At 33.0% G+C, this 20,228-nt stretch carries 23 protein-coding genes; 17 read left to right on the top strand and 6 right to left on the bottom strand.

From position 1 onward, the window contains the following. Positions 1–47 precede the first annotated feature (47 nt). The 4 genes from Q5I06_RS07150 to Q5I06_RS07135 are packed head-to-tail and all read left to right on the top strand — an operon-like array spanning position 48 to position 4,075. On the top strand, positions 48–1,661 hold the full coding sequence (locus Q5I06_RS07150) for a DNA polymerase III subunit gamma/tau (protein ID WP_305517461.1): 1,614 nt from the start codon (positions 48–50) through the stop codon (positions 1,659–1,661). Beyond that, a complete protein-coding gene (gene tsaE / locus Q5I06_RS07145) occupies positions 1,658–2,071 on the top strand; it encodes a tRNA (adenosine(37)-N6)-threonylcarbamoyltransferase complex ATPase subunit type 1 TsaE (RefSeq protein WP_305517460.1) in 414 nt (137 codons plus the stop codon). Before Q5I06_RS07150 ends, tsaE begins: the two co-directional genes overlap by 4 nt. Further along, on the top strand, positions 2,064–2,786 hold the full coding sequence (gene lptB / locus Q5I06_RS07140) for an LPS export ABC transporter ATP-binding protein (RefSeq protein ID WP_305517459.1): 723 nt from the start codon (positions 2,064–2,066) through the stop codon (positions 2,784–2,786). Before tsaE ends, lptB begins: the two co-directional genes overlap by 8 nt. Before the next feature lie 2 nt (positions 2,787–2,788). Beyond that, entirely contained in the window at positions 2,789–4,075 is a 1,287-nt protein-coding gene (locus Q5I06_RS07135) for an RNA polymerase factor sigma-54 (RefSeq protein WP_305517458.1), read from the top strand. 30 nt (positions 4,076–4,105) lie between these two features. Here the strand turns inward: Q5I06_RS07135 and Q5I06_RS07130 are convergent, their stop codons facing one another. The 4 genes from Q5I06_RS07130 to Q5I06_RS07115 are packed head-to-tail and all read right to left on the bottom strand — an operon-like array spanning position 4,106 to position 7,295. Beyond that, positions 4,106–4,552 carry a hypothetical protein gene (locus Q5I06_RS07130; protein WP_305517457.1) on the bottom strand — a complete coding sequence of 149 codons (447 nt, stop codon included), beginning with the start codon at positions 4,550–4,552 and terminating at the stop codon, positions 4,106–4,108. A gap of 45 nt (positions 4,553–4,597) precedes the next feature. After that, a complete protein-coding gene (locus Q5I06_RS07125) occupies positions 4,598–5,410 on the bottom strand; it encodes a TerB family tellurite resistance protein (RefSeq protein WP_305517456.1) in 813 nt (270 codons plus the stop codon). A gap of 9 nt (positions 5,411–5,419) precedes the next feature. Further along, the gene (locus Q5I06_RS07120; RefSeq protein WP_305517455.1) at positions 5,420–5,731 is read right to left on the bottom strand and encodes a hypothetical protein; all 312 of its coding nucleotides are present in this window, start codon (positions 5,729–5,731) and stop codon (positions 5,420–5,422) included. Between the two features lie 37 nt (positions 5,732–5,768). Then, positions 5,769–7,295 carry a DUF5644 domain-containing protein gene (locus tag Q5I06_RS07115; RefSeq protein WP_305517454.1) on the bottom strand — a complete coding sequence of 509 codons (1,527 nt, stop codon included), beginning with the start codon at positions 7,293–7,295 and terminating at the stop codon, positions 5,769–5,771. A gap of 175 nt (positions 7,296–7,470) precedes the next feature. On the opposite strand from Q5I06_RS07115, the gene pstC reads away from it, so the two are divergent. From pstC to pstB, 3 genes are read left to right on the top strand one after another with little or no spacing between them, the layout of a single operon-like run. After that, positions 7,471–8,343, top strand: a complete 873-nt coding sequence (gene pstC / locus Q5I06_RS07110) for a phosphate ABC transporter permease subunit PstC (RefSeq protein WP_305517453.1) — start codon at positions 7,471–7,473, stop codon at positions 8,341–8,343. Further along, positions 8,340–9,179, top strand: coding sequence for a phosphate ABC transporter permease PstA (gene pstA / locus Q5I06_RS07105; RefSeq protein WP_305517452.1), 840 nt, complete (start codon positions 8,340–8,342; stop codon positions 9,177–9,179). The genes pstC and pstA overlap by 4 nt, the downstream gene beginning before the upstream one ends. Next, positions 9,176–9,940, top strand: coding sequence for a phosphate ABC transporter ATP-binding protein PstB (gene pstB, locus Q5I06_RS07100; RefSeq protein ID WP_305517451.1), 765 nt, complete (start codon positions 9,176–9,178; stop codon positions 9,938–9,940). Before pstA ends, pstB begins: the two co-directional genes overlap by 4 nt. Here the strand turns inward: pstB and Q5I06_RS07095 are convergent. Both Q5I06_RS07095 and Q5I06_RS07090 read right to left on the bottom strand, forming a co-directional pair. Continuing rightward, positions 9,921–10,961, bottom strand: a complete 1,041-nt coding sequence (locus Q5I06_RS07095; RefSeq protein ID WP_305517450.1) for a sensor histidine kinase — start codon at positions 10,959–10,961, stop codon at positions 9,921–9,923. The genes pstB and Q5I06_RS07095 overlap by 20 nt on opposite strands. Continuing rightward, on the bottom strand, positions 10,954–11,628 hold the full coding sequence (locus Q5I06_RS07090) for a response regulator transcription factor (RefSeq protein WP_305517449.1): 675 nt from the start codon (positions 11,626–11,628) through the stop codon (positions 10,954–10,956). Before Q5I06_RS07090 ends, Q5I06_RS07095 begins: the two co-directional genes overlap by 8 nt. A 130-nt stretch (positions 11,629–11,758) precedes the next feature. On the opposite strand from Q5I06_RS07090, the gene pstS reads away from it, so the two are divergent. The 10 genes from pstS to Q5I06_RS07040 all read left to right on the top strand — a co-directional run. After that, entirely contained in the window at positions 11,759–12,748 is a 990-nt protein-coding gene (gene pstS / locus Q5I06_RS07085; RefSeq protein ID WP_305517448.1) for a phosphate ABC transporter substrate-binding protein PstS, read from the top strand. 75 nt (positions 12,749–12,823) lie between these two features. Beyond that, positions 12,824–13,615 carry a class I SAM-dependent methyltransferase gene (locus Q5I06_RS07080; RefSeq protein WP_305517447.1) on the top strand — a complete coding sequence of 264 codons (792 nt, stop codon included), beginning with the start codon at positions 12,824–12,826 and terminating at the stop codon, positions 13,613–13,615. A gap of 293 nt (positions 13,616–13,908) precedes the next feature. Further along, positions 13,909–14,823, top strand: coding sequence for a class I SAM-dependent methyltransferase (locus Q5I06_RS07075; protein WP_305517446.1), 915 nt, complete (start codon positions 13,909–13,911; stop codon positions 14,821–14,823). After that, complete coding sequence (locus Q5I06_RS07070) at positions 14,810–15,652, top strand: glycosyltransferase family 2 protein (protein ID WP_305517445.1); 843 nt, start codon at positions 14,810–14,812, stop codon at positions 15,650–15,652. The genes Q5I06_RS07075 and Q5I06_RS07070 overlap by 14 nt, the downstream gene beginning before the upstream one ends. Positions 15,653–15,695: 43 nt before the next feature. Beyond that, positions 15,696–16,136, top strand: a complete 441-nt coding sequence (locus tag Q5I06_RS07065; protein ID WP_305517444.1) for a glycosyltransferase family protein — start codon at positions 15,696–15,698, stop codon at positions 16,134–16,136. Next, positions 16,123–17,076 (top strand): glycosyltransferase family 2 protein, encoded by a 954-nt coding sequence (locus Q5I06_RS07060; protein WP_305517443.1) that lies wholly within the window; start codon positions 16,123–16,125, stop codon positions 17,074–17,076. The genes Q5I06_RS07065 and Q5I06_RS07060 overlap by 14 nt, the downstream gene beginning before the upstream one ends. Then, positions 17,073–18,290, top strand: coding sequence for a glycosyltransferase (locus Q5I06_RS07055; protein WP_305517442.1), 1,218 nt, complete (start codon positions 17,073–17,075; stop codon positions 18,288–18,290). The genes Q5I06_RS07060 and Q5I06_RS07055 overlap by 4 nt, the downstream gene beginning before the upstream one ends. 57 nt (positions 18,291–18,347) lie before the next feature. Continuing rightward, positions 18,348–18,536, top strand: coding sequence for a 50S ribosomal protein L28 (gene rpmB, locus Q5I06_RS07050; RefSeq protein ID WP_305517441.1), 189 nt, complete (start codon positions 18,348–18,350; stop codon positions 18,534–18,536). A 61-nt stretch (positions 18,537–18,597) separates the two neighbouring features. Beyond that, positions 18,598–19,704, top strand: coding sequence for a potassium channel family protein (locus Q5I06_RS07045; RefSeq protein WP_370690948.1), 1,107 nt, complete (start codon positions 18,598–18,600; stop codon positions 19,702–19,704). A 30-nt stretch (positions 19,705–19,734) separates the two neighbouring features. Beyond that, positions 19,735–20,228: restriction endonuclease subunit S (locus Q5I06_RS07040; RefSeq protein ID WP_305520929.1), on the top strand; the 494-nt coding region annotated here is incomplete at its 3' end.

Here is a 20,228-nt window from a genome sequence, read left to right as displayed (position 1 = left end):
CTAAAATGGTATAAAATCCATTCTAACAAATTTTCAAAAGGTTTATAATGGCTCTTGCTTTAGCTTTAAAATACCGCCCCACTTCTTTTTCTGATTTGATTGGACAAGAAAGTGTTTCTCAGACCCTGTCTTCTGCGCTAGATCACAACAGAATCTCACACGCTTACTTATTTAGCGGACTTAGAGGAAGTGGAAAAACAAGTTCAGCAAGAATATTTTCACGAGCACTTCAGTGTGAAAAAGGTCCGACAAGCTCACCTTGTGGAGAATGCGATAATTGCAAATCAGCACTTGAAAATCGTCATCTTGATATTATCGAAATGGATGCAGCTTCTAGTAGAAAAATTGACGATATTAGGGATTTGATAGAACACACCAAATATCGCCCTAGTTATGGTAGGTATAAAATTTTCATCATAGATGAAGTTCATATGCTTACAAAAGAAGCTTTTAATGCACTCTTAAAAACGCTAGAAGAGCCACCTGAATATGTCAAATTTATCTTAGCCACAACCGATCCACTCAAACTCCCTGCGACTATTCTAAGCCGAACCCAGCACTTTAGATTCAAAAAAATTCCGCACAAAGCTGTCCTTGCACACATTGCTAGTATATTAGACAAAGAAGAAGTTACCTACGAATCTCAAGCTTTAGAAATTATAGCAAGAAGTGGTTCAGGAAGTCTTCGTGATACCCTAACCATAACAGATCAGGCTATCAATTTCTGCAATAAACATATCACAACAACCAAAGTTACTGAAATGTTAGGCGTAGTGGATCCTCAAAGTCTTCAGGAATTTTTTGAGGCGATTTTTCATAATGATGAAATAAAACTTCAAAGCACTCTTCTGCTTTTAGAAGAATATGAATGTGAGATGATTATTGATGAAATGATGATGTTTTTAAAAGAGGCCTTAGTTTCTAAAAACAAAGACTTTCCAATTATAATTGTAGATAGATTTTTACGGATTTTAGCTGAAAGCAAACATTTGCTTAATATCAATTCAGATGGAAGCTTTGTATTATTATTGTTGAGTTTAAAAATGCGCGAGGCGACTAAACTTAGAGATATTGATTCGATGATAAAAGAATTAGAATCAAACCTTTTTTTAGATAAAGCAAAAATCCAAATCAATACCTCAAACAATCCTTCAAAAGATTCTATAAACACTCAAATACCAACTTCCTCTCAAACAAATCACATTCCTTCTGAGAGTAATGATTTTAATGTTATTTTTAGGAAATTGATTGCAAAAATCTATGACAGAAGTCAAAAACTTGGAGAGATTTTTGAAAAAAATGTGGAATTTATTTCTTTTGAGAAAGGTATTTTGAATTGGAAATCATCAGCTCAATCTCAAGACAAAGAAATACTTAAGCAAAACTATGTGCATATTAAAAATATTGTGCAAGAAATATTTGGAATTTCTACAAAAATAAATTCAATCCAAACTGAAAATGTCCAAGAAGTTCAACAATCTGTGAATACTCAAATACCTCAACCTCAAATACCACAAGAACCTACAGACAAATACCCTGATGTTGAAAAATCTGATCATCAAAAATTTATAGAAGAAAATTCAGAATTAATAAAAAGTGCAAAAATACATTTAGGAGCTACTGAGATATTTGCGATTGAAAACAACAAGGAAAACCATTGAAAGAGTTTTCCTTGAATCTTGAAAATATCCATATCCTAATAAAAGAGCTTATAGATATAGCAAAAGATGGAAATATTATTTTTTTACTAAGAGGCGATCTAGCGAGTGGAAAAACCACTCTTGTAAAAGAATATGTGAGATTTTTTTATCCCGAAGAAGAAGTAACATCTCCCACATTTAGCATACAGCATCAATATGGAAATATTTTTCATTATGATTTCTATAACCATTCTTTGGAAAAACTTTTGAATTTAGGACTCTTGGAGTGGGTTGAAAATAATGGTATCCATTTTATAGAATGGGGAAATGAATCTTTAGAGAAAATATTGAAAGCCAATGGATACAATATCTGTGTGATTGAAATCTGCAAATTAAACAATAATCGGACATATAGGATAAACAATGGATAAACTCAAAGCTCAAAACCTAAGCAAACAAATTAAAAAAACAAAAATAGTACACGATGTATCTATTGAAGTTCAAAGTGGCGAAGTTGTAGGGCTTTTGGGGCCTAATGGTGCAGGAAAAACAACCACATTTTATATGATATGTGGGTTATTAAAACCTAGCGGGGGACAGGTTTTTTTAAATGACATTGATCTTTCAGGCTATCCACTGCATAAGCGATCAAATATGGGGATTGGATACCTTCCTCAAGAATCAAGCATTTTTAAAGATTTGAGCGTAGAAGATAATTTAGCACTAGCAGCAGAAACCACCTTTAAAAGTTCAAAAGAAGCTCAAAATAAAATAGAGCAAATGCTCGAAGCTTTTAACATCTCTCCTATCAGGCACAGAAAAGGATTGAGTCTAAGTGGAGGAGAGAGGCGAAGGGTTGAAATAGCTAGAGCACTTATCAAAGATCCGAAATTTATTTTGCTAGATGAGCCTTTTGCAGGTGTTGATCCTATCGCGGTTATTGATATACAAAAGATTATTGAACAGCTTGTATCTTTAAATATCGGCGTACTTATCACCGATCACAATGTGAGAGAAACACTCTCTGTCTGTCATCGTGCATATGTCATCAAAAGTGGTTCTTTGCTCGCTAGTGGTACTAGTGAGCAGATATATCAAAACCCATTGGTAAGAAAATACTATCTGGGTGAAAATTTCAAGGTATAGCAATGGCACAAGGGGCTAGATTACGTCAAAATGTTGCTGTCAAAAGCAAACTGTCTACAACATTAAAAAGTTGGCTTCCCATTCTTCAAAGTAATGTTTTAGAAATGGAAGAAACCATCGCTGAATATGCCAGAGAAAACCCTTATGTCAGCATTAAAAGTAGAATTGTAGAAGACTTTAGCTCTAAACTCAAATCACCTTATCCAAATACTCCGGCAAAAAACTCTATGAGTGACAAAATCGAATCAATGACTATCTTAGAGCAAAGCCTTTATGAGATTTTAAATGAGCAAATCGTTCCCCCTCTTTTTCCTACAGAAATTTCTGTAAAAATCGCTCAAGATATTATTGATAATATCAATGAAGAAGGCTACTTTGAAGCAGAAGAGAGCGAACAAGCTAATGAACTTGGAGTGAGCACTGAGCAGTACAGAAAAGTCAGAGAACGTTTTGCATATCTTGAACCTAAAGGAGTGGGATCAAAAAATGTAATAGAGTCTTTTTTATTTCAACTTGAAGATAGAAAAGACATAAAGGATTCTACATATGAATTGTGTGTAAAAATTATCACAGATTTAAATAATCACAAAAACTATAGCTCTCATATTGAATATCCAGAAGCCATGAAGGTCATCCGTGCTTTCAAAAATCCTCCTGCTTTGGCATTTGCACAACAAGAGTCCTTTATTATTCCTGATATTTTGATACAACAAATAGATGGAGAAATTCAAGTGATGCTCAATGATGATTATTATCCAAGCGTGAATATTGATACGATCGCTATGAAATCTAGCAATGCTCAACAATATCTCAAAACCAAACTCAAAGAAGCTAGAGATCTTATCGATGCCCTAGATATGCGCAAACAAACTATCAGGAAAATTGGGTTAATGATTGTGGAATATCAGTATGATTTTTTTATGGGAGGAGAGATGAAGCCCATGCGTCTTAAGGATATTGCAGATGAGTTTGGTCACTCTCCTAGCACTATCTCAAGGGCTATTTCAAATAAATATTTAGAATGTTCAAGAGGTGTATTGCCCATCAAAAGCTTTTTTACTACAGCTATTGATGGGGATACGTCAAATGCTTCAATAAAAGATTTTATCGGCGAAATCATAAAAAATGAGAATCACAAAAAACCTCTTAGCGATCTAAAGATACTACAAATGATTGAAGAAAAATTCCAGCTAAAAATGGTTAGAAGAACGATTACAAAATATCGAAAACAGCTCAATATAGGAAGTTCAAGCGAACGGAAAAAAATATATGAAATGAGTGTTTTATAGTTTGATTTTTCAAACCAAATTTTGACCTCTTCAAGCTGCCATGACGCCTCCAGATAGATAATCAATCATTTCTATTTTCTGTACAAGCGTTGTGATAAGCCCTTTCATTTCCATGCTCAAATTATCATTTTTTATGATCTTGTTAAATGCATCAAAATCTAACTTTGGGCTTTCTTTTGCCAAAAAATCCACTGCAATCATATCATCAGAATTTAAAATATTTTCTTTTTTTAGTGTTTGTGTCATTGAAATAAATGAATCAACATCTTTAAGTCCACCTTTGACAATATCTTTTGCATCTAATATTTTAGAATACTCCAAAGATGGAGTGAAGCTATCTTTAATATCTCTATTTTGTAATTCATCTGCGATGGAGGAATGCTTGGATTCATTAACAGGAGCACTAGAAGATATGTTAGTGCTATAGCGACCTTGAAAAATATCTCTTAGACCTGAAAAATTATTTTGTATATCCATAGTTTTTCCTTGAATGATTTTCATCAATCAAGCAAAAACTATGCCTTAATTACCTTTAGAAGAAAGTATGTTATAAGCAAATTGTGTCTCTTTAAGTTTTAAAAATGAATTCTTTGCAAAACTCTTGCCAATATTTTTGATATCCAATAGGGATTTGATTTGATTTTTAATAGTGATCTGTGTTTTCTTTTCAAGCACATCTTCTTCTATTGGCTCTTGTATATCCAAAATCTTGAGTGCTTCTGAATGTGTAGTGGTGAGTTCGACAAGATTTTCTTTTTCAAAATCATCATAAATCTGATTAAAATCATCATTATTTAACTCCAAAAATGCTGCTATATCGATAATATTTTCTTTTTCTTCTTCATCAAGTTCCCCATCAACATACGCCAAAATAAACAAAAATTCTACAAATTTCAAAGATTTTTTATATTCACCATAAGTAGCTTGTAAAAACATTTTGCAAAGACTCTGCAAATCTTCATCAGGAGCTTTCAAAATCTTGTTCAAGGCATTTTTGCTATCTTCAAAACCATTCATATTCTCACTCATATTCTCAATCAAGCCATCTATCAAGGTATTTTTAATAAAATCTTGTTTTGAATTTTCTAATTTTTTTGAAGAATTTAAAAAACTCCCTATCAATGCTACTATCAGACCCTGCTCTGTTTTTCTCAACTTGACAAGAGGATCAATATTAACATAAGGATCTGCTGAAAGATCATATTCTTCAAATTTTGAAGCTTGAGAATTGGTATCCTTTGGAATTGGGGCTATAGGATTTTTCAAGTATTCTTGAAGCGTTACATACAGATAATACACAACAGCACCAGCGAGTATTAACAAAATAATTTCCATATTTATCCTTTAGCGATTTTTTAGTTTTATTTCTAATTCTTTTTTTCTTTTCTCTTCGCGTTCTTGATTTGCCTTATACAAACGAAGTTGTTCCTCTTTTTGTTTAGTCTCTATGGCAAGTTTTTGCTCACGTTTTTTTTTCATTTGCTGTATATAATCCTCCCTTTGAGCAGGGGATTGAAACTCTATGGGTTTTACGAGCAACACAAACAACACAAAGATGAACAATGCAATCGCTACAAACCCAGATTCATCTCCATTCATATGATACCATAGACCGGCAATCAATGAAGCGATCAATATTTTGAGAAATATCTTCACAAGCAATTCCTCATCTTATGAAATTATATACATTTGATTATATAAAACTAACTCTATTTTTATGCAAATGCAAACCAATTCTTTTTAAATCTTTCTCGCCCATCCCAAGAAGTGCGATTTGAGGTAAAAATAAAGTAGGAGTAGCATCAAAGTCTCTTTTATATATTTTTGAGGCTTTTTTCGCATAAGTATCAAACATTTCAAATTCCCCCATACTAAGAGTGCATAAGAAATCTGTTCCTAGATCAATCCCTTCATATCTAATGATTGCAGATTGCTCCAAACAAGAAACTTCATTGATTTCCAAGAGATGGTAGTAACACTCATTTTCAAAGATTGTTTCAATTTTCTTTAGTGAAATTTTTTCAAAAAACTCTTCATAACAAATCTCATTTATACTACTAGAAGAAGTTCCTTTATAAAGAATTGTGCTAAATCCAGAAAAAATATCTGAAATAGGAATTTCAAATTCCTTTGCAATCATTTTATTGAGATATTCTATTTTGACACTGCTATCATAAACTAAATTATATTTTTTGAGTTCTTCGTTAATAGAATGCGTGAGTTCAATACTTCCATCAAGAATGCTTTTAGCATAAATAGCGTTACAATAAGCATCTTGCTCACAAAAAAGCAAAATTGCATTATTTTTATGAACAAGTGCCATATTATATGCATTAGCAACCAAAAATCTCTGAAGATCACAAAACCTTCCCCAATACCCTCCATCATAGCAAAATTTCATCCTCGCAGATTTTTTATTATTTTTCTCCAAAAGAGTGCTAGAGGCAATAAGCAAGGGTTCAAAATTCACCCCCTTAGTATATCCATCAAAGAGTACATATTTTCCAGAGAACTCTGAAGATACATTAGTAGCAGGAAAAATATATCTGCTTTCAATTTCTTTTCCAAGTTTTGCCCATGTATTTCCGCTAATAGGGCATCTCGAAGTTTGGGTAAGCATTTTTTGAAGTTCAAAAATCTCCTCATCTATTTGATGATTTTTTGGATAAATAAAATCTGCTACGCTCACAAAATTCATCACTCCATTTTTAACATCAGCGATACTTTCTAGAAATCTTTTCGCTTCATTTGGGTATCTTGTAAGCAACCATTTAATATAGAGAAAAAATCCATCTCCAAAATAATCGGGATTTTTTTGAGGAGAGATAAAATTGATATTGATAAACTTAAAAAATTCATCCTTTTCACTCTGAGTCAAAAACTCTGCTGTAGTAAAAAAATTTCGATAAAAATCCATCACTGCATTTTTATCAATCAGCAAATCTTTGTAAGCATATCTTGTAGAAATAGGCTCTATATTCCATTGTTTGCCAAAATTTTCTACCAAATCCTCTACTTTAACATCCTCAAATATACTGATGCCATTGATTTTTAATGAAATATTTTTATCATATTCAAAATTTCTCAAAGGCAATAATTCTAAAATATTCTTTAATGTAAAATGCTTCTGATACTCCAATGTACATTTTTCATAAGTGGCACTATAGTCTTTGTTTGCGTCAAATCTAAAGACGTTCAATTCAAGTTTGTAGATGCTCATTTTGTAAATCCTTGATTAAAGCTAATTTTTTCATTTTACCTACAAAGAGTTCAAATTCAGCTTATTTTTACTTATCTAAATGATTTTATGCCACAAATGTAATCTTTTTGTAATCAAGCCTATTTACAATACCATAAAAATAGCCCTACCAAAGAGGGTATAAAGGATATTAACAATGCAAAATTTCGCTATGAAAGAGAGGTTATTTTTTCACACTAGCAGAACCTTTGCGTTTTTTGTGCTGATTATTTTAGTGGGTATTTTTATCACATTATTCATCCAAGCACTTCCAGCAATAAAAACTTTTGGATTTTCTTTTCTCATCACCTCTGATTGGTCTCCAAATAAGGAAATTTTCGGCGGAGCAGCTGCAATTTATGGGAGCGTTATAGGGACTATTTTGGCAATGATTTTTGCGATTCCCCTATCACTAGGAATCGCTATTTTTTTGAGCGAAATTTGTCCAAAAAAACTTAAAACTTTTATATCTTCAGCTATCGAGCTTTTAGCTGCGATTCCTTCGATTGTTTATGGAATGTGGGGACTTTTTTATCTCACTCCATTTCTTGGAAAAGTGTTTGGTGGTATGGGCATAGGGATTTTAAGTGCTGCGATTATTTTAAGCATTATGATATTACCCTTTATGAGTTCTATCACTCAAGAAGGTATGCAAACAACTCCAAACATTCTCAAAGAATCTGCCTATGCACTTGGAGCTACAAAAGTAGAGGTAATAAAAGATGTAATACTTCCGCATATAAAAGTCGGAGTGATTGGAGGAATGATACTTGCATTGGGCAGGGCATTAGGAGAAACAATGGCGGTTACTTTTGTAATTGGAAACTCCCATAAGATAACCTCCTCTTTGCTATTACCTGCTACAAATATTCCTGCGACCTTGGCAAATGAATTTGCCGAAGCTGATAGCGATCTATATTATTCAAGCTTATTTTATTTGGCATTAATTTTATTCTCTCTAAGCTTGTTTGTTATAACAACTGCAAAATTTTACCTCATCAAAAAAACTAAAAAAGGTAAAATCCGATGAAAAAAAATATTTCTAAACGAATAAAATACAACAAAATTATTCTATGGATTTCAAGCCTATTTGCATTCTTTGCACTGATGATTTTGTTTTTGATTTTAGGGGTTTTGTTTTATAAGGGATTCAATGTCATAGGAATAGATATATTTACCAAAGATACCAGCTCACCTTGGGAAAATGGAGGTCTTAGAAATGCTATCATTGGTCAGCTTATATTGAGTTTTTTAGCGATGATTATAGGTGTTCCATTAGGGGTTCTTGGGGGGACATATCTTAGAGAGTATAGCAAAAATCATCAAGTAACAGAATTTATACGATTTATCAATGATGTTATGATATCTGTACCTTCCATTGTTATAGCTACCTTTGTATATGCAATTTTTGTTATTCCTATGGGGCATTTCAGTGCTTATTCAGGCATCATTGCTTTGTGCTTGATTATGATTCCTGTCATCTTAAAAACCACAGACGACATGCTTTCTTTAGTTCCAAATTCCCTTAGAGAAGCCTCTATCGCACTAGGTGCACCCAAATATAAAACTATTATAAATGTGGTCTATAAAGGAGCAAAAACGGGTCTTTTTACAGGTTTTTTACTCGCTTTTTCACGCATTGCTGGCGAAAGTGCTCCTTTGCTTTTCACTTCACTTAATAGTCCATTTTTTACCCTAGATCTAAACGCACCCTTCCCTTCACTAACTGTTACGATGTTTCAATACGCCACTTCACCTTATAAACAATGGCAAGAATTAGCTTTTGGAGGGGCATTTATCCTAGCAATATTTATCCTAGCTATCAATATTATCAGCAAAGTAATACTCAATAAAGGAAAGAAATGAATAAAATCGCCATTGAAGCAAAAAATCTAAGCTTTTATTATCCCAATTCAGATAAACCAAGCATTTCTAACATTGATTTAAAAATACCTCAAAACAAAGTCCTTGCACTCATAGGACCAAGCGGATGTGGCAAAAGCACCTTGCTTAGATGTTTTAATCGTATGCATTGTCTTTATGATGGTTCCACCTACAAAGGAGAAATCATTTTTGAAGATAAAAACATTCTCAAAAAGAAAACTGATCTCATAGCCTTAAGAACTCAAATCGGAATGATATTTCAAAAACCTACTCCATTCCCTATGAGTATTTTTGAAAATGTTGCCTACGGTCTTAGGCTTAAGGGAATCAAAAACAAAATGGAATTATTTCCAAAAGTTGAAAAAGCTCTCAAAAATGCAAGTCTTTGGAACGAGGTCAAAGACAGGCTTGATGGCAGTGCAGACTCTCTATCTGGGGGTCAGCAACAAAGACTCTGTATCGCAAGAGCTATTGCCATAGAACCTGAGATACTGCTCTTTGATGAACCCACAAGTGCCCTTGATCCAATATCAACTGAGGCAATCGAAGATTTACTAAAAGATCTCAAAAAAAAGATGAGTATCATCATTGTAACTCACAATATGCAACAAGCCCAAAGAGTGAGTGATTATACCGCCTTTATGTATCTGGGAAAACTGATTGAAATAGACAAAACTCAACATATCTTTGAAAATCCAAAAGAAAAGCTTACACGTGAGTATATCAAGGGGAAATTTGGCTGATATGTTTTAGCTTAAAACTAAAGGTTGAACCCTTATTTTTAGCACTTTTTATTTTAAGTTCGCTATGATGAAGCCTTAAAATATATTTGACAATAAAAAGTCCAATTCCGAGTGAATTCTCTTGATATTTTTTCTGTGCCCGATAAAATTTTTTTGTGATAAGGGGAATTTGTTTTTCTTCTATACCTTCGCCATCGTCAATAACTTTGAATTTATTCTTTTTTAGCACAATTTTAATTGTGTTTTTTGAATATTTCAAAGCATTCTCAATCAGATTACTGATAGCCCTTTCTAAAAGTATTTTGTCACCTATAATCAATGTGCTTTTCAAATCACTTAAAATCTGCTTGTCTTGATAATAAGGGGCAAGATTATTGATAATTTCTTGAACTAAAGGTTTCAAATCAAAAGATATGGATTGAATTTTTATCAGTTCATTTTCTAATCTCACAGCAAGGTTTATTCTATCTAATAGACTGTTAAGTCTTTGGGATTGAGTATAAATTTTTCCTAAAAATCTATCTGTTTGTTCTTTTGAAAGTTTGTCTTTTGATTCAATGATAGTATTACAATACCCAGAAATAACCGCCAAAGGATTTTTAAACTCATGAGAAAGTGCGGAGACAATAGAAGAACTTTGGAGATATTTTAAATGAAGTTTTTTGGAATTTTTTTTGGAATTTTTTTCTTCTTTTTGTAATACATTATGTAGCCTTGTGATAGAATCTGAGATCTGTGCAAACTCCTTCACATAAAAAGATCCCTTCTCTGTGGTTATAAATTCTTTATATATTATTTTTTGGACAAACTCAATAATTTTATCAACTTCTTTTTTGATTTTTCTGTTCATCAAAAAAGATAAATAAAGCACAACAAGAGAAAATAAAACAAATAAAATTGATATTTCCCCAAAAAACCACCAAAAACCTCTACCTTCATATAAAAAAACACTTAATAATAGCCACAAAATAAACATCACTAAAGCAAAAGTCAAAGAAAACAGATAATATAATCTAAACAAAAAGATAGCCCTCCCCTCTAATTGCTTTAATAAATCTCTCTTCATCTTTTGAATCTAACTTTTTTCTCAAACGCTTGATAGCGACATTCACGCTTTTACTCTCGCCTTGATTATTCCAAATTTCTTCAAGAAGATAATCCCTAGATAACACCATGCCTGTATTTTTTAAAAACACCAAAAGCATTTTTGTTTCTAATGGAGTAAGTTCGATTTTATTTTCACTATCATCTGTAAATAATAGATGGGTTCTAGGATAAAGAGTAATATTTTTGTATTTCCATATTTTTTCCTCTCCTGCACCTTTGTATCTTCTCAAAACTGCAAAAATCCTAGCCACAAGCTCCTCAAAAACAAAAGGTTTGGTGATATAATCATCTCCTCCCCTTTGAAATCCAGTTATCTTATCTTCTTGGCTATCTTTAGCAGAAAGGTATATAACAGGGATATTATAACCCTCCTTGCGAATCTTTTTGACAAACTCTGATCCTTCTTCTAGACCTAAATTTCTATCCACCAACATCAAAGAGACATTCTCTTCTTCAAGAATTTTTCTTGCACTCTTGCTCCCTAATGCTCCAATAACTTCAAATCCTTCTTGTTCCAAACGATATTCAAGTAACTCAAGCAAATCTTCCTCATCATCAATCACAAGAATCAAATCTTTCAATTCATTATCCTTAATTTAAATTGCTAAAACTTTAGCAAAAAAACTCCTAAATAAAAAACAAAAAAATGTTATCAATTTGTAATCACCTCGTTTTATAGTTTCTCTTGATTTTTAAGACAAAGGAACAAAAATGAAAAAACTACTTGTATTGATACTAACAACACTCACGCTCAATGCTTCCTCTGTAATAAGTGGTGCAGGAGCTTCCTTTCCTGCACATATTTATATGAGCTGGACTAAAAGCTATGAAAAAGCAACAGGAAATAAAATCAACTACCAATCCATCGGTTCAGGTGGAGGTATCAAACAAATCAAAATGGGGACTATAGATTTTGGTGGGAGTGATGAACCATTGACTCCTCAAGAACTCTCCAAATACAACCTTTTACAATTCCCAACCTTAAGTGGAGCGATTGTGATTGTTTATCATTTAGATGGAATCAAAGATGGACAGCTCAAACTCAGCAATGAAGTCATCAGTGATATTTTTCTAGGCAATATAACAAAATGGAATGATGCTAAAATCCTCAAAGACAACCCAACACTCAATCTACCAGCAACAAATATAGAACTTATTCACAGAAGTGATGGAAGCGGAACGACTTATAATTTTACTTTGTATCTATCTGAAATATCAAAAATTTGGAAAGATAAAATCGGTTATGGAAAAGCTATATCTTGGCCTATCGGAACTGGAGCAAAAGGAAATGAAGGAGTAAGTGCATTGGTCAAACAAACCAAAAACTCTATCGGTTATGTAGAGTTATCCTACAAAGAACAAATGAATTTAAATGCAGCTCAAATCCAAGATGTCCAAAAAGAATGGGTTAGTGCCAATAAAGAGAGTATTTCAAATGCAAGTAAAAATGCCAAATGGGATAAAAAAGCGGATTTTTCAACATCTCTACTCAATCAAAAAGGAAAAAATACCTACCCATTAGTTAGTGCAACCTTTATTCTCCTGCCAAAAAATGGAAAAAACGCGATTGAATCTATCAAATTTTTTGATTATGCGTTCAAAAATGGAGACAAAGAGGCATTAAAAATGGGATTTATCCCCTTGCCTGAAAAAACAAAAGAACTCATTAGAGAATATTGGAAAGAAAATAAACTTTATTGAGCTAGATTTGGTTATAGGGAAACTTGATTGTTGTGATAAAATACCCCAAAGTCAATCAACAAACAAGGAATTCAAATGACCATAGAGCTTGAAAATAAAGATTTAACCCCACAAGAAAGAGAGTCTATTGAGTTTTTGCTCAACTCACAAAACCCTCAAATACACGACGACTTGGAACAAATATGGTATTTAATGAACAAAGTTTGGGATGAAATGGGTTGTGATAACAAAAATATAGACTGGGATAAGTTAGGGAAATATTACAGCCATCCTGTTTGGCTACTCAATGGGCTTTTTATAGAAAATCACGATATTTCCATACAAGTTCGAGAAAATATCGCTGATTATATTGCCAAAAAAGATTTTCAAACTATCGTTGATTATGGCGGAGGATTTGGCACATTAGCAAAAGCTATCGCCAAAAAATCACCTGATAAGCAAATATTTATCTATGAACCATTTCCTAGCGAATATGGCAAAAGATGTGTAGCTAATTACCCAAATATTGATTTTATCTCTAAATTGGAATCTGAATTTGATTGTATTATTGCTACAGATGTTTTAGAACACCTAGAAGATCCTCTTGAGAGCTTTGAGGAGATGTTAGGATATTTGAAAATAAATGGGGAGGCGATTATTGGAAATTGTTTTTATCCTTGCATCAAATGCCACTTACCTCAAAATTTTCATTATCGCTATAGCTTTGATAGTTTTGCCAAATTCATGGGATTAAAAAATCTAGGTATTTTAAAAAATACTTACGCAACTATTTTTTTAAAAACCAAAAATCAAAAACTAAACCCAACAATAAAAACAATGGGGGGGGGGGATAAGCAAAATAATATTTCGCATTATCTCTTCACTTGAATTTTTGCGTCCCATTCTTAGACCCATCAAAAGATACATCAAATCAAAAATCAAAAACTCTCAATAAACCCATATCCATCTAAGCATGTTTAAAAAGAGAGTATATGAAAAACCATAGTCTAAAAATTTATTTTTGCTATTTGGAAAATTTATAAACATGCTAGATAAAGCCTAATTTTAAATATCAAGGAAACAATTTTAATTTTTTGTTTTCCTTAATCAGTGCATTCTATCAATCAAATGATTTTGTGATAAAATAAGCTCAAATAAAAAATAACGCAAAAGAACCATAAATGAATAATATCCAATGCCCATTATGTCAAAAATCTCATTGCAGTATAGAAGAAAAGATACAAAAACAAGATTTAGTTTTTTTATACAAAAAAAACTTCAAAATAGACATTGATAGACTGATTGATTCAGATCTTAATTACATCCATTGCAATGATTGTGATTTGAGATTTTTCCTAGACAAAGACTCCAAAATGCCAACAGGCGATAATGAATTTTACAATTCTTTCAATCAGTTCCCCTGGTATTATATGACAGAAAAAACAGAGTACCGCTACACTAAAGATTATATCAAACCTTCTAGCAAGGTCTTAGAAGTTGGTTGCGGAAAAGGAGCTTTTGCAAAATTTTTGCCTAAAGCAGACTACACAGGACTAGAATTCAGCACAGAAGCTAAAAAACTAGCCGAACAAAACGGTATTAATATACAAAATATTTCTATCCAAGAATACGCCAAAATTCATCCTCAATCTTTTGATGTGGTTTGTAGTTTTCAAGTTTTAGAACATGTAAGCAACCCTAGAGAATTTATAGAATCCAAACTAGCAGCACTAAGGGGGGGGGGGCATATGATAATCGCTGTGCCAAGCGAGGATAGTTTTATGAAAGATATAATAAACGGGGTTTTGAATATGCCACCTCATCATTTGAGCAGATTTTCAGACAAAAGCTTAGAAAATATTGCGAAAATATTCAATCTAAAACTCATCTCTATCTATCATGAAAATATCCAGCCCGAACATATTGATATGTATAAATCCGCTCAATGGGCAAAAAAATTCCTGCCTATTTCCCTTATAGACAGGGGGGTTTCGCGTAAAATTATCAATAAACTTGGAATAATTGGGAAAAAATTCATTCAAATCCCCTCTGATGCTAGAGGTCAGAGTGTTGTAGCCATCTATGAAAAATCATAACTATCCAAAAATCTCTATCATCACAGTCGTATATAATGATGCTATTCACATAGCTGATACAATAGAATCCGTACTTTCTCAAGATTATCCAAACATCCAATACATTATCATTGATGGAAACAGTACTGATGGGACAAAACAAATCATTCAAAACTACATAGATGCCAAACCTCCTCATCTAAAGCATTGCATCGATAAATTTATCAGCGAAAAAGACAAAGGCATATATGATGCGATGAACAAAGGAATCGATTTAGCCACCGGAGAATGGTGTAATTTTATGAATAGTGGGGATAGATTTTATGAACATTCAACCATAACAAAATGTTTTGAAAAATACAAAGAAGCATTAAAAGTAGATGGGGGGGGGGGAGGCATAAGTGTGATCTATGGAAATAGTGATCTTTTTTATGACGCTCTCAATCACAAAATCATCTATTCACACTCACAAAATCACAAATACCATCATCGCTTTATCCATCAATCCGCTTTTATTGATTCAAAAGTGATGAAAAAATACCGCTATGATACCAATTTCAAAATCGCTGGAGATACGGATTTTTTCACTAAAATATTTAACAAAGGCTATGGTTTTAAAAAAATCGATCTAATTGTATCTGTATTTAATCTAAATGGTATTTCAAGTGCTCCAAGCTTTCAAATGCTCCAAGAAGAAGTTAAGATCACATATCGCTACAATCGTTTTTACCCCATATTTTTGAGCTTAAAATACATCACTTGTATTCTTCCTAGATTTGTTTTGCGCTCTATGTTACCAAAATCACTAAAAAATAAGCTTCGCGTCATCTTTAGCAAAAATTCCTTCTAAATCTGATAAAATCACATCATAAAAAAAATCTAGCGAGGTAAAAATGAGTGTTGTTTATGGGGACACAACTTTTATAAACAAAGGAAAGTACCTCAAAATTCCCGCCAAAAAAAAATCTGCATACATTATGCCTTTTTGCCATCAAAGCGTGTTTGTCAAAACAGAACTTCTAAAGCAACATCATTTTGATACATCTTTTAAAATCTGTGCGGATAATGATTTTTTTATCAAGATTGCCAAAGAAGGTCATAAATTCTACAAAATAGATGAAATCATAGCGGTTTATAATTTTGAAGGTCTTTCATCAAATAAACCCTTCAGGCTTTTCTTTGAAAATCTCCGTATTGCACAAAAATACAATAAACTTTCTTTTTTGTTTTGTATCCCAAGCTTGTGTTCTTTATCTCTGAAATTTTTCATCAAATCATTCATACCATCTTCTGTTACTACAAAAATAAAAGCTTCACTTTATGACAAATCCTAAAATCTCTATCATTATCCCTGCATATAATATAGAGGATTCCATAGCTAGAGCAATTCATTCGTGCATAAGGCAAACCTTAAGAGAAATAGAGATTATCATTATAGATGAAAAAGGAAGTGATAAAACTATTCAAATAGCCCATGAATATGCACAAAAAGACCTTAGAATCCGTATTTTGGATAATCAAAAAAATCTAGGCACCTTCCTTGCTAGATTACAAGGGGCAAAAATCGCAAAAGGAGAATATCTCTGTTTTTTAGATGGTGATGACTACCTAGAAGAGGAAACCTGTAGGATTCTCTATGAAAAAGCAGAGCAGCACTGCGTAGATATAGTGTTTTTTGGAACCAAGTTTTTTCCTCCAACGTTAAAAAAAGCACCTCTTAAAATTATCACAAAATCTCTACAAAATGAACAGATTTTAAAAGAAGTGTTTCTACTCTCTTCTACCCCCCCTTGGGGAATATGTGGGAAACTTTACAAAAAAGATTTGGTTTTAAAGGCCATCAAAACTTTAGATTTTATAGATGAACACCTTGTGATGGCAGAAGATTTATTACAAAACTTTGTCTTCATAGCTCTAGGAAAAAGCTCTGTAGGCATAAGTCAAAAGTTTTACATTTATTGCGAAAGCAACTCTTCCATCACTAGAGATAGCAAAACTAGAGATAAAAAAATAAACAACCTCAAGAGAATCATAGAACTCTTTGATGAGCTAGAAACCAAAAAAGAACTTACCTCAAATCCATATTTCTATGAAGCCAAAAATAAAATCCAAGCTATTTTACACTCTATCATAGAGCTTGAATATCGCTATGATAATACTCCAAAATTAGCTTATCTTCAATCGTGCATTAGATCCCTTAAATACCATCAAAAATGGCAAACTTATATTAGAATTCTAAGTTTTATATTTAGTTTTGGAAAGATAAAATTATGATAGAAACAAAAAATAACACCAGTGTTGAATTTTGGCTTCTTGGAAAAGCCGATAATAGCAACCCTTCATCAATCCCTCTAAGTCAGATTAAAAAATGGCAAAGTGAGGGAGCGATTACCTATCTAGGGGTAAGTGATGATGTAAGAGAACATATAGCAAATGCAAGTTGTATAATTCTACCTAGTAGTTATCGCGAAGGCATCCCGCTTTCACTTTTAGAAGCGATGTCTATGGAAAAGCCTATCATCACTACAGATGTCCCTGGTTGCAAAGAAACCATCTTTGAAAAAAACCTTCAAGAAGACTTGAGTATTGGCAAAAATGGAATTTTATGCCTACCTAAAAATGTCCAATCCCTCCAAAATGCTATCAATTTTTTTCTCCAACTTCCCACTGAATCTAAGCTAAAAATGGGAATAGAGGGCAGAAAAATCGCTCAAGAAATCTTTGATGTCAAAAATATCGTTAAGTTTTATGAAACTAAAGTCCAATCTTTATGCCCAAAATCCTCAATCGTTTTTATTTCTAACACTTCTTTTGGAATGTATCACTTTAGATTAGAGGTTCTCAAAACTCTAAAAAATCTAGGGTTTGCTATTCATATTCTAGCCCCACAAGATGAAAGCAGTGCGAAACTTCTCCAAGAAGGTTTTCATTACCACTGTATTGACATAGATTCCAAAAGCCTCAATCCCTACAAAGATATCAAAACCTTTTTTCAAATCAAAAAAATCCTCAAACAACTAAAGCCACAAATGAGCTTTTGTTACACTATCAAGCCCGTGATTTATGGTTCTTTCATCGCCAGGATGTTAAAAATTCCAAATATAGCGATGATTACAGGACTTGGCTATGTATTTGTACAAGGAGGATGGAAGAAAAAAATATTAAAATTTCTAGTCTGCAAAATGTATCAAATCGCCCTCTCAAAAACATCTGAAATCTGGTTTTTAAATTCCGATGATGAAAGAGAATTTCTCAATAACAATATCACCACATCAGAAAAAACAACGATACTCAAAAGCGAAGGAATCAATACTGAGCATTTTTCTCCTAGACCCTGTGATAGCTCTAAGAAAATCGTCTTTTTGCTGATAGCTAGAATGCTTTGGGACAAAGGTGTCGGTGAGTTTGTCCAAGTGGCAAAAAACATAAAAACACCCTCTTGTTCAAATGCTCCACAACAAAACTCACAGCACACAAGCTTAAGGTGAATTTGTAGTTTATTTCTGTATAATCACGCAATCAAATCATAATCAAAAGGTAATATCATGGCAAGAAAATGTTTTTTTACAGGAAAAGGTCCTATGGTAGGCAATAATGTAAGTCATGCAAACAACAAAAACAAAAAAAGATCTCTTCCTAATCTAAGAAGTGTTAGAATCAAGCTTGAAGATGGAACATCTTTAAAAATAAAAGTTGCTGCTTCTACACTTAGAACTATGAAGAAAAAATCTTAAGTGAGCGAATAAGGCTCACTCATTTAGAGGGTAATATGCCTTGCTTACAAAATTAAAAAAAATCCTCCACTGGGGGAGTAACTCCAAACCCGATATTGATCTAAGACCTGAATTATACGAACAATTTAAGGCCTTCAGGCTCCCTTTAGTACTTATTCAAGTTTTTGTCCTCATCGGTACTTTAGGGTATTTGGGACTAGAAAATTACACTCTCATTCAAGCTTTTTTTCAAGCTTCCTATACTTTTACAAATACAGGTTTTGGGGCACTCAATGAATCAAACTTTGGCCCTTTATCCATCCTCTTCACATCATTTCTTACCATCAGCGGCGTGGGTATCACTGGCTTTAGTGTAGCTTTTATTATCAGTATTATCAACAACGGAACTCTAACAAGGCTCATCAAGGAGAAAAAAATGGTCAATAGAATTGCAAGATTACGCAACCACTATGTGATTTGTTATCACAATGAATACACCATCGAGCTAAGCAAACAATTTCGAGATGCTCAGATACCTTTTGTCGTGGTGGATAATCGCCCCGATTTTGACAAAGAAGCTATCAAACACAAATACCCCTATTACATCACAGGAGATCCTCACACAAACATAGCGATGCTAAAAACGCATCTCTCAAGTGCCAAAGGAATCGTAACCTTTTCAAAAACCCCATCAGATAATATTGCCCTGATAGTTTCTGTGAGACTTTTTGAAAAAGAACTCAATCGCAGACCCTATTACATCATCTCAAGCGCAGACACCGAAGAAGATGTCGAAAAACTCAAAAAACTAGGTTCAGACACCGTGGTTTCTCCCACCAAGCTGATGGCACAAAGAATCAGTGCAATGGCGATCCGCCCAGATATGGAAAATCTATTAGAGCGATTTGTATATAAAAAAGATACTCCATTAGATCTTGAAGAAGTTATCGTTCCTAAATACAGTTGGCTTGTATTACACAAACTCAAAGAAGCTCATTTCAGAGAGATCACAAAAGTATCTGTTATTGGTATCACGCAAAAAGATGGCAAATATATCTCTATGCCCGATGGAGAAGCCATCATCGCCTCTGAATCAAAACTACTGATGATAGGCACTTCAAATGGAATCAGAGAGACCAAACGTTTCATCACCAAAAAACAAAAACCTAAAGAACTAGATTATGTATAATCAAATAAAATCAATGCCACAGAGTAAAAAATGAACGAAATACAAAAACTCATTCATCAGCATTGTCCTAATGGCGTGGAATATAGAAGATTAAATGAAGTTATAAACTATAAACAACCTACACAATACATTGTGAAATCCACAGAATATAACAATGAATATACAATTCCTGTTCTTACTGCAGGAGATAGTTTTATTTTGGGATACACAAACGAAAATGAAGGTATTTATGAAGCTACAAAAGAAAAACCTGTCATCATATTTGATGATTTTACCACTTCTTTTCATTGGGTAGATTTTAGATTTAAAGTTAAAAGTTCTGCTATGAAGATGCTAACACCAAAAGAAGGAATAAGTTTTCGATATTTATATTATGCTATGAAATGTATAAAATATTCTCCAAAAGAACATGCAAGACAATGGATATCTAACTATTCAAATCTCCCCATCCCCATCCCGCCTCTACCCATCCAAGAAGAAATCGTGAAAATCCTAGATACTTTCACAGAACTAGAGGGCGAACT

Origin of the sequence: Helicobacter cappadocius (assembly GCF_030688855.1) — a bacterium.
GTDB classification, from domain to species: Bacteria; Campylobacterota; Campylobacteria; order Campylobacterales; family Helicobacteraceae; genus Helicobacter_J; species Helicobacter_J cappadocius.
This window is presented reverse-complemented; position numbering and strand designations above follow the sequence as displayed.

Coding starts and splice junctions, on each gene's coding strand:
- pstB (WP_305517451.1), top strand. CDS start 9,176: ATGAATAAAATCGCCATTGAAGCAAAAAATCTAAGCTTTTATTATCCC.
- pstS (WP_305517448.1), top strand. CDS start 11,759: ATGAAAAAACTACTTGTATTGATACTAACAACACTCACGCTCAATGCT.
- Q5I06_RS07065 (WP_305517444.1), top strand. CDS start 15,696: ATGAGTGTTGTTTATGGGGACACAACTTTTATAAACAAAGGAAAGTAC.
- Q5I06_RS07150 (WP_305517461.1), top strand. CDS start 48: ATGGCTCTTGCTTTAGCTTTAAAATACCGCCCCACTTCTTTTTCTGAT.
- pstA (WP_305517452.1), top strand. CDS start 8,340: ATGAAAAAAAATATTTCTAAACGAATAAAATACAACAAAATTATTCTA.
- lptB (WP_305517459.1), top strand. CDS start 2,064: ATGGATAAACTCAAAGCTCAAAACCTAAGCAAACAAATTAAAAAAACA.
- Q5I06_RS07075 (WP_305517446.1), top strand. CDS start 13,909: ATGAATAATATCCAATGCCCATTATGTCAAAAATCTCATTGCAGTATA.
- Q5I06_RS07125 (WP_305517456.1), bottom strand. CDS start 5,410: ATGGAAATTATTTTGTTAATACTCGCTGGTGCTGTTGTGTATTATCTG.
- Q5I06_RS07060 (WP_305517443.1), top strand. CDS start 16,123: ATGACAAATCCTAAAATCTCTATCATTATCCCTGCATATAATATAGAG.
- rpmB (WP_305517441.1), top strand. CDS start 18,348: ATGGCAAGAAAATGTTTTTTTACAGGAAAAGGTCCTATGGTAGGCAAT.
- Q5I06_RS07055 (WP_305517442.1), top strand. CDS start 17,073: ATGATAGAAACAAAAAATAACACCAGTGTTGAATTTTGGCTTCTTGGA.
- Q5I06_RS07135 (WP_305517458.1), top strand. CDS start 2,789: ATGGCACAAGGGGCTAGATTACGTCAAAATGTTGCTGTCAAAAGCAAA.
- Q5I06_RS07070 (WP_305517445.1), top strand. CDS start 14,810: ATGAAAAATCATAACTATCCAAAAATCTCTATCATCACAGTCGTATAT.
- pstC (WP_305517453.1), top strand. CDS start 7,471: ATGCAAAATTTCGCTATGAAAGAGAGGTTATTTTTTCACACTAGCAGA.
- Q5I06_RS07115 (WP_305517454.1), bottom strand. CDS start 7,295: ATGAGCATCTACAAACTTGAATTGAACGTCTTTAGATTTGACGCAAAC.
- Q5I06_RS07080 (WP_305517447.1), top strand. CDS start 12,824: ATGACCATAGAGCTTGAAAATAAAGATTTAACCCCACAAGAAAGAGAG.
- Q5I06_RS07130 (WP_305517457.1), bottom strand. CDS start 4,552: ATGGATATACAAAATAATTTTTCAGGTCTAAGAGATATTTTTCAAGGT.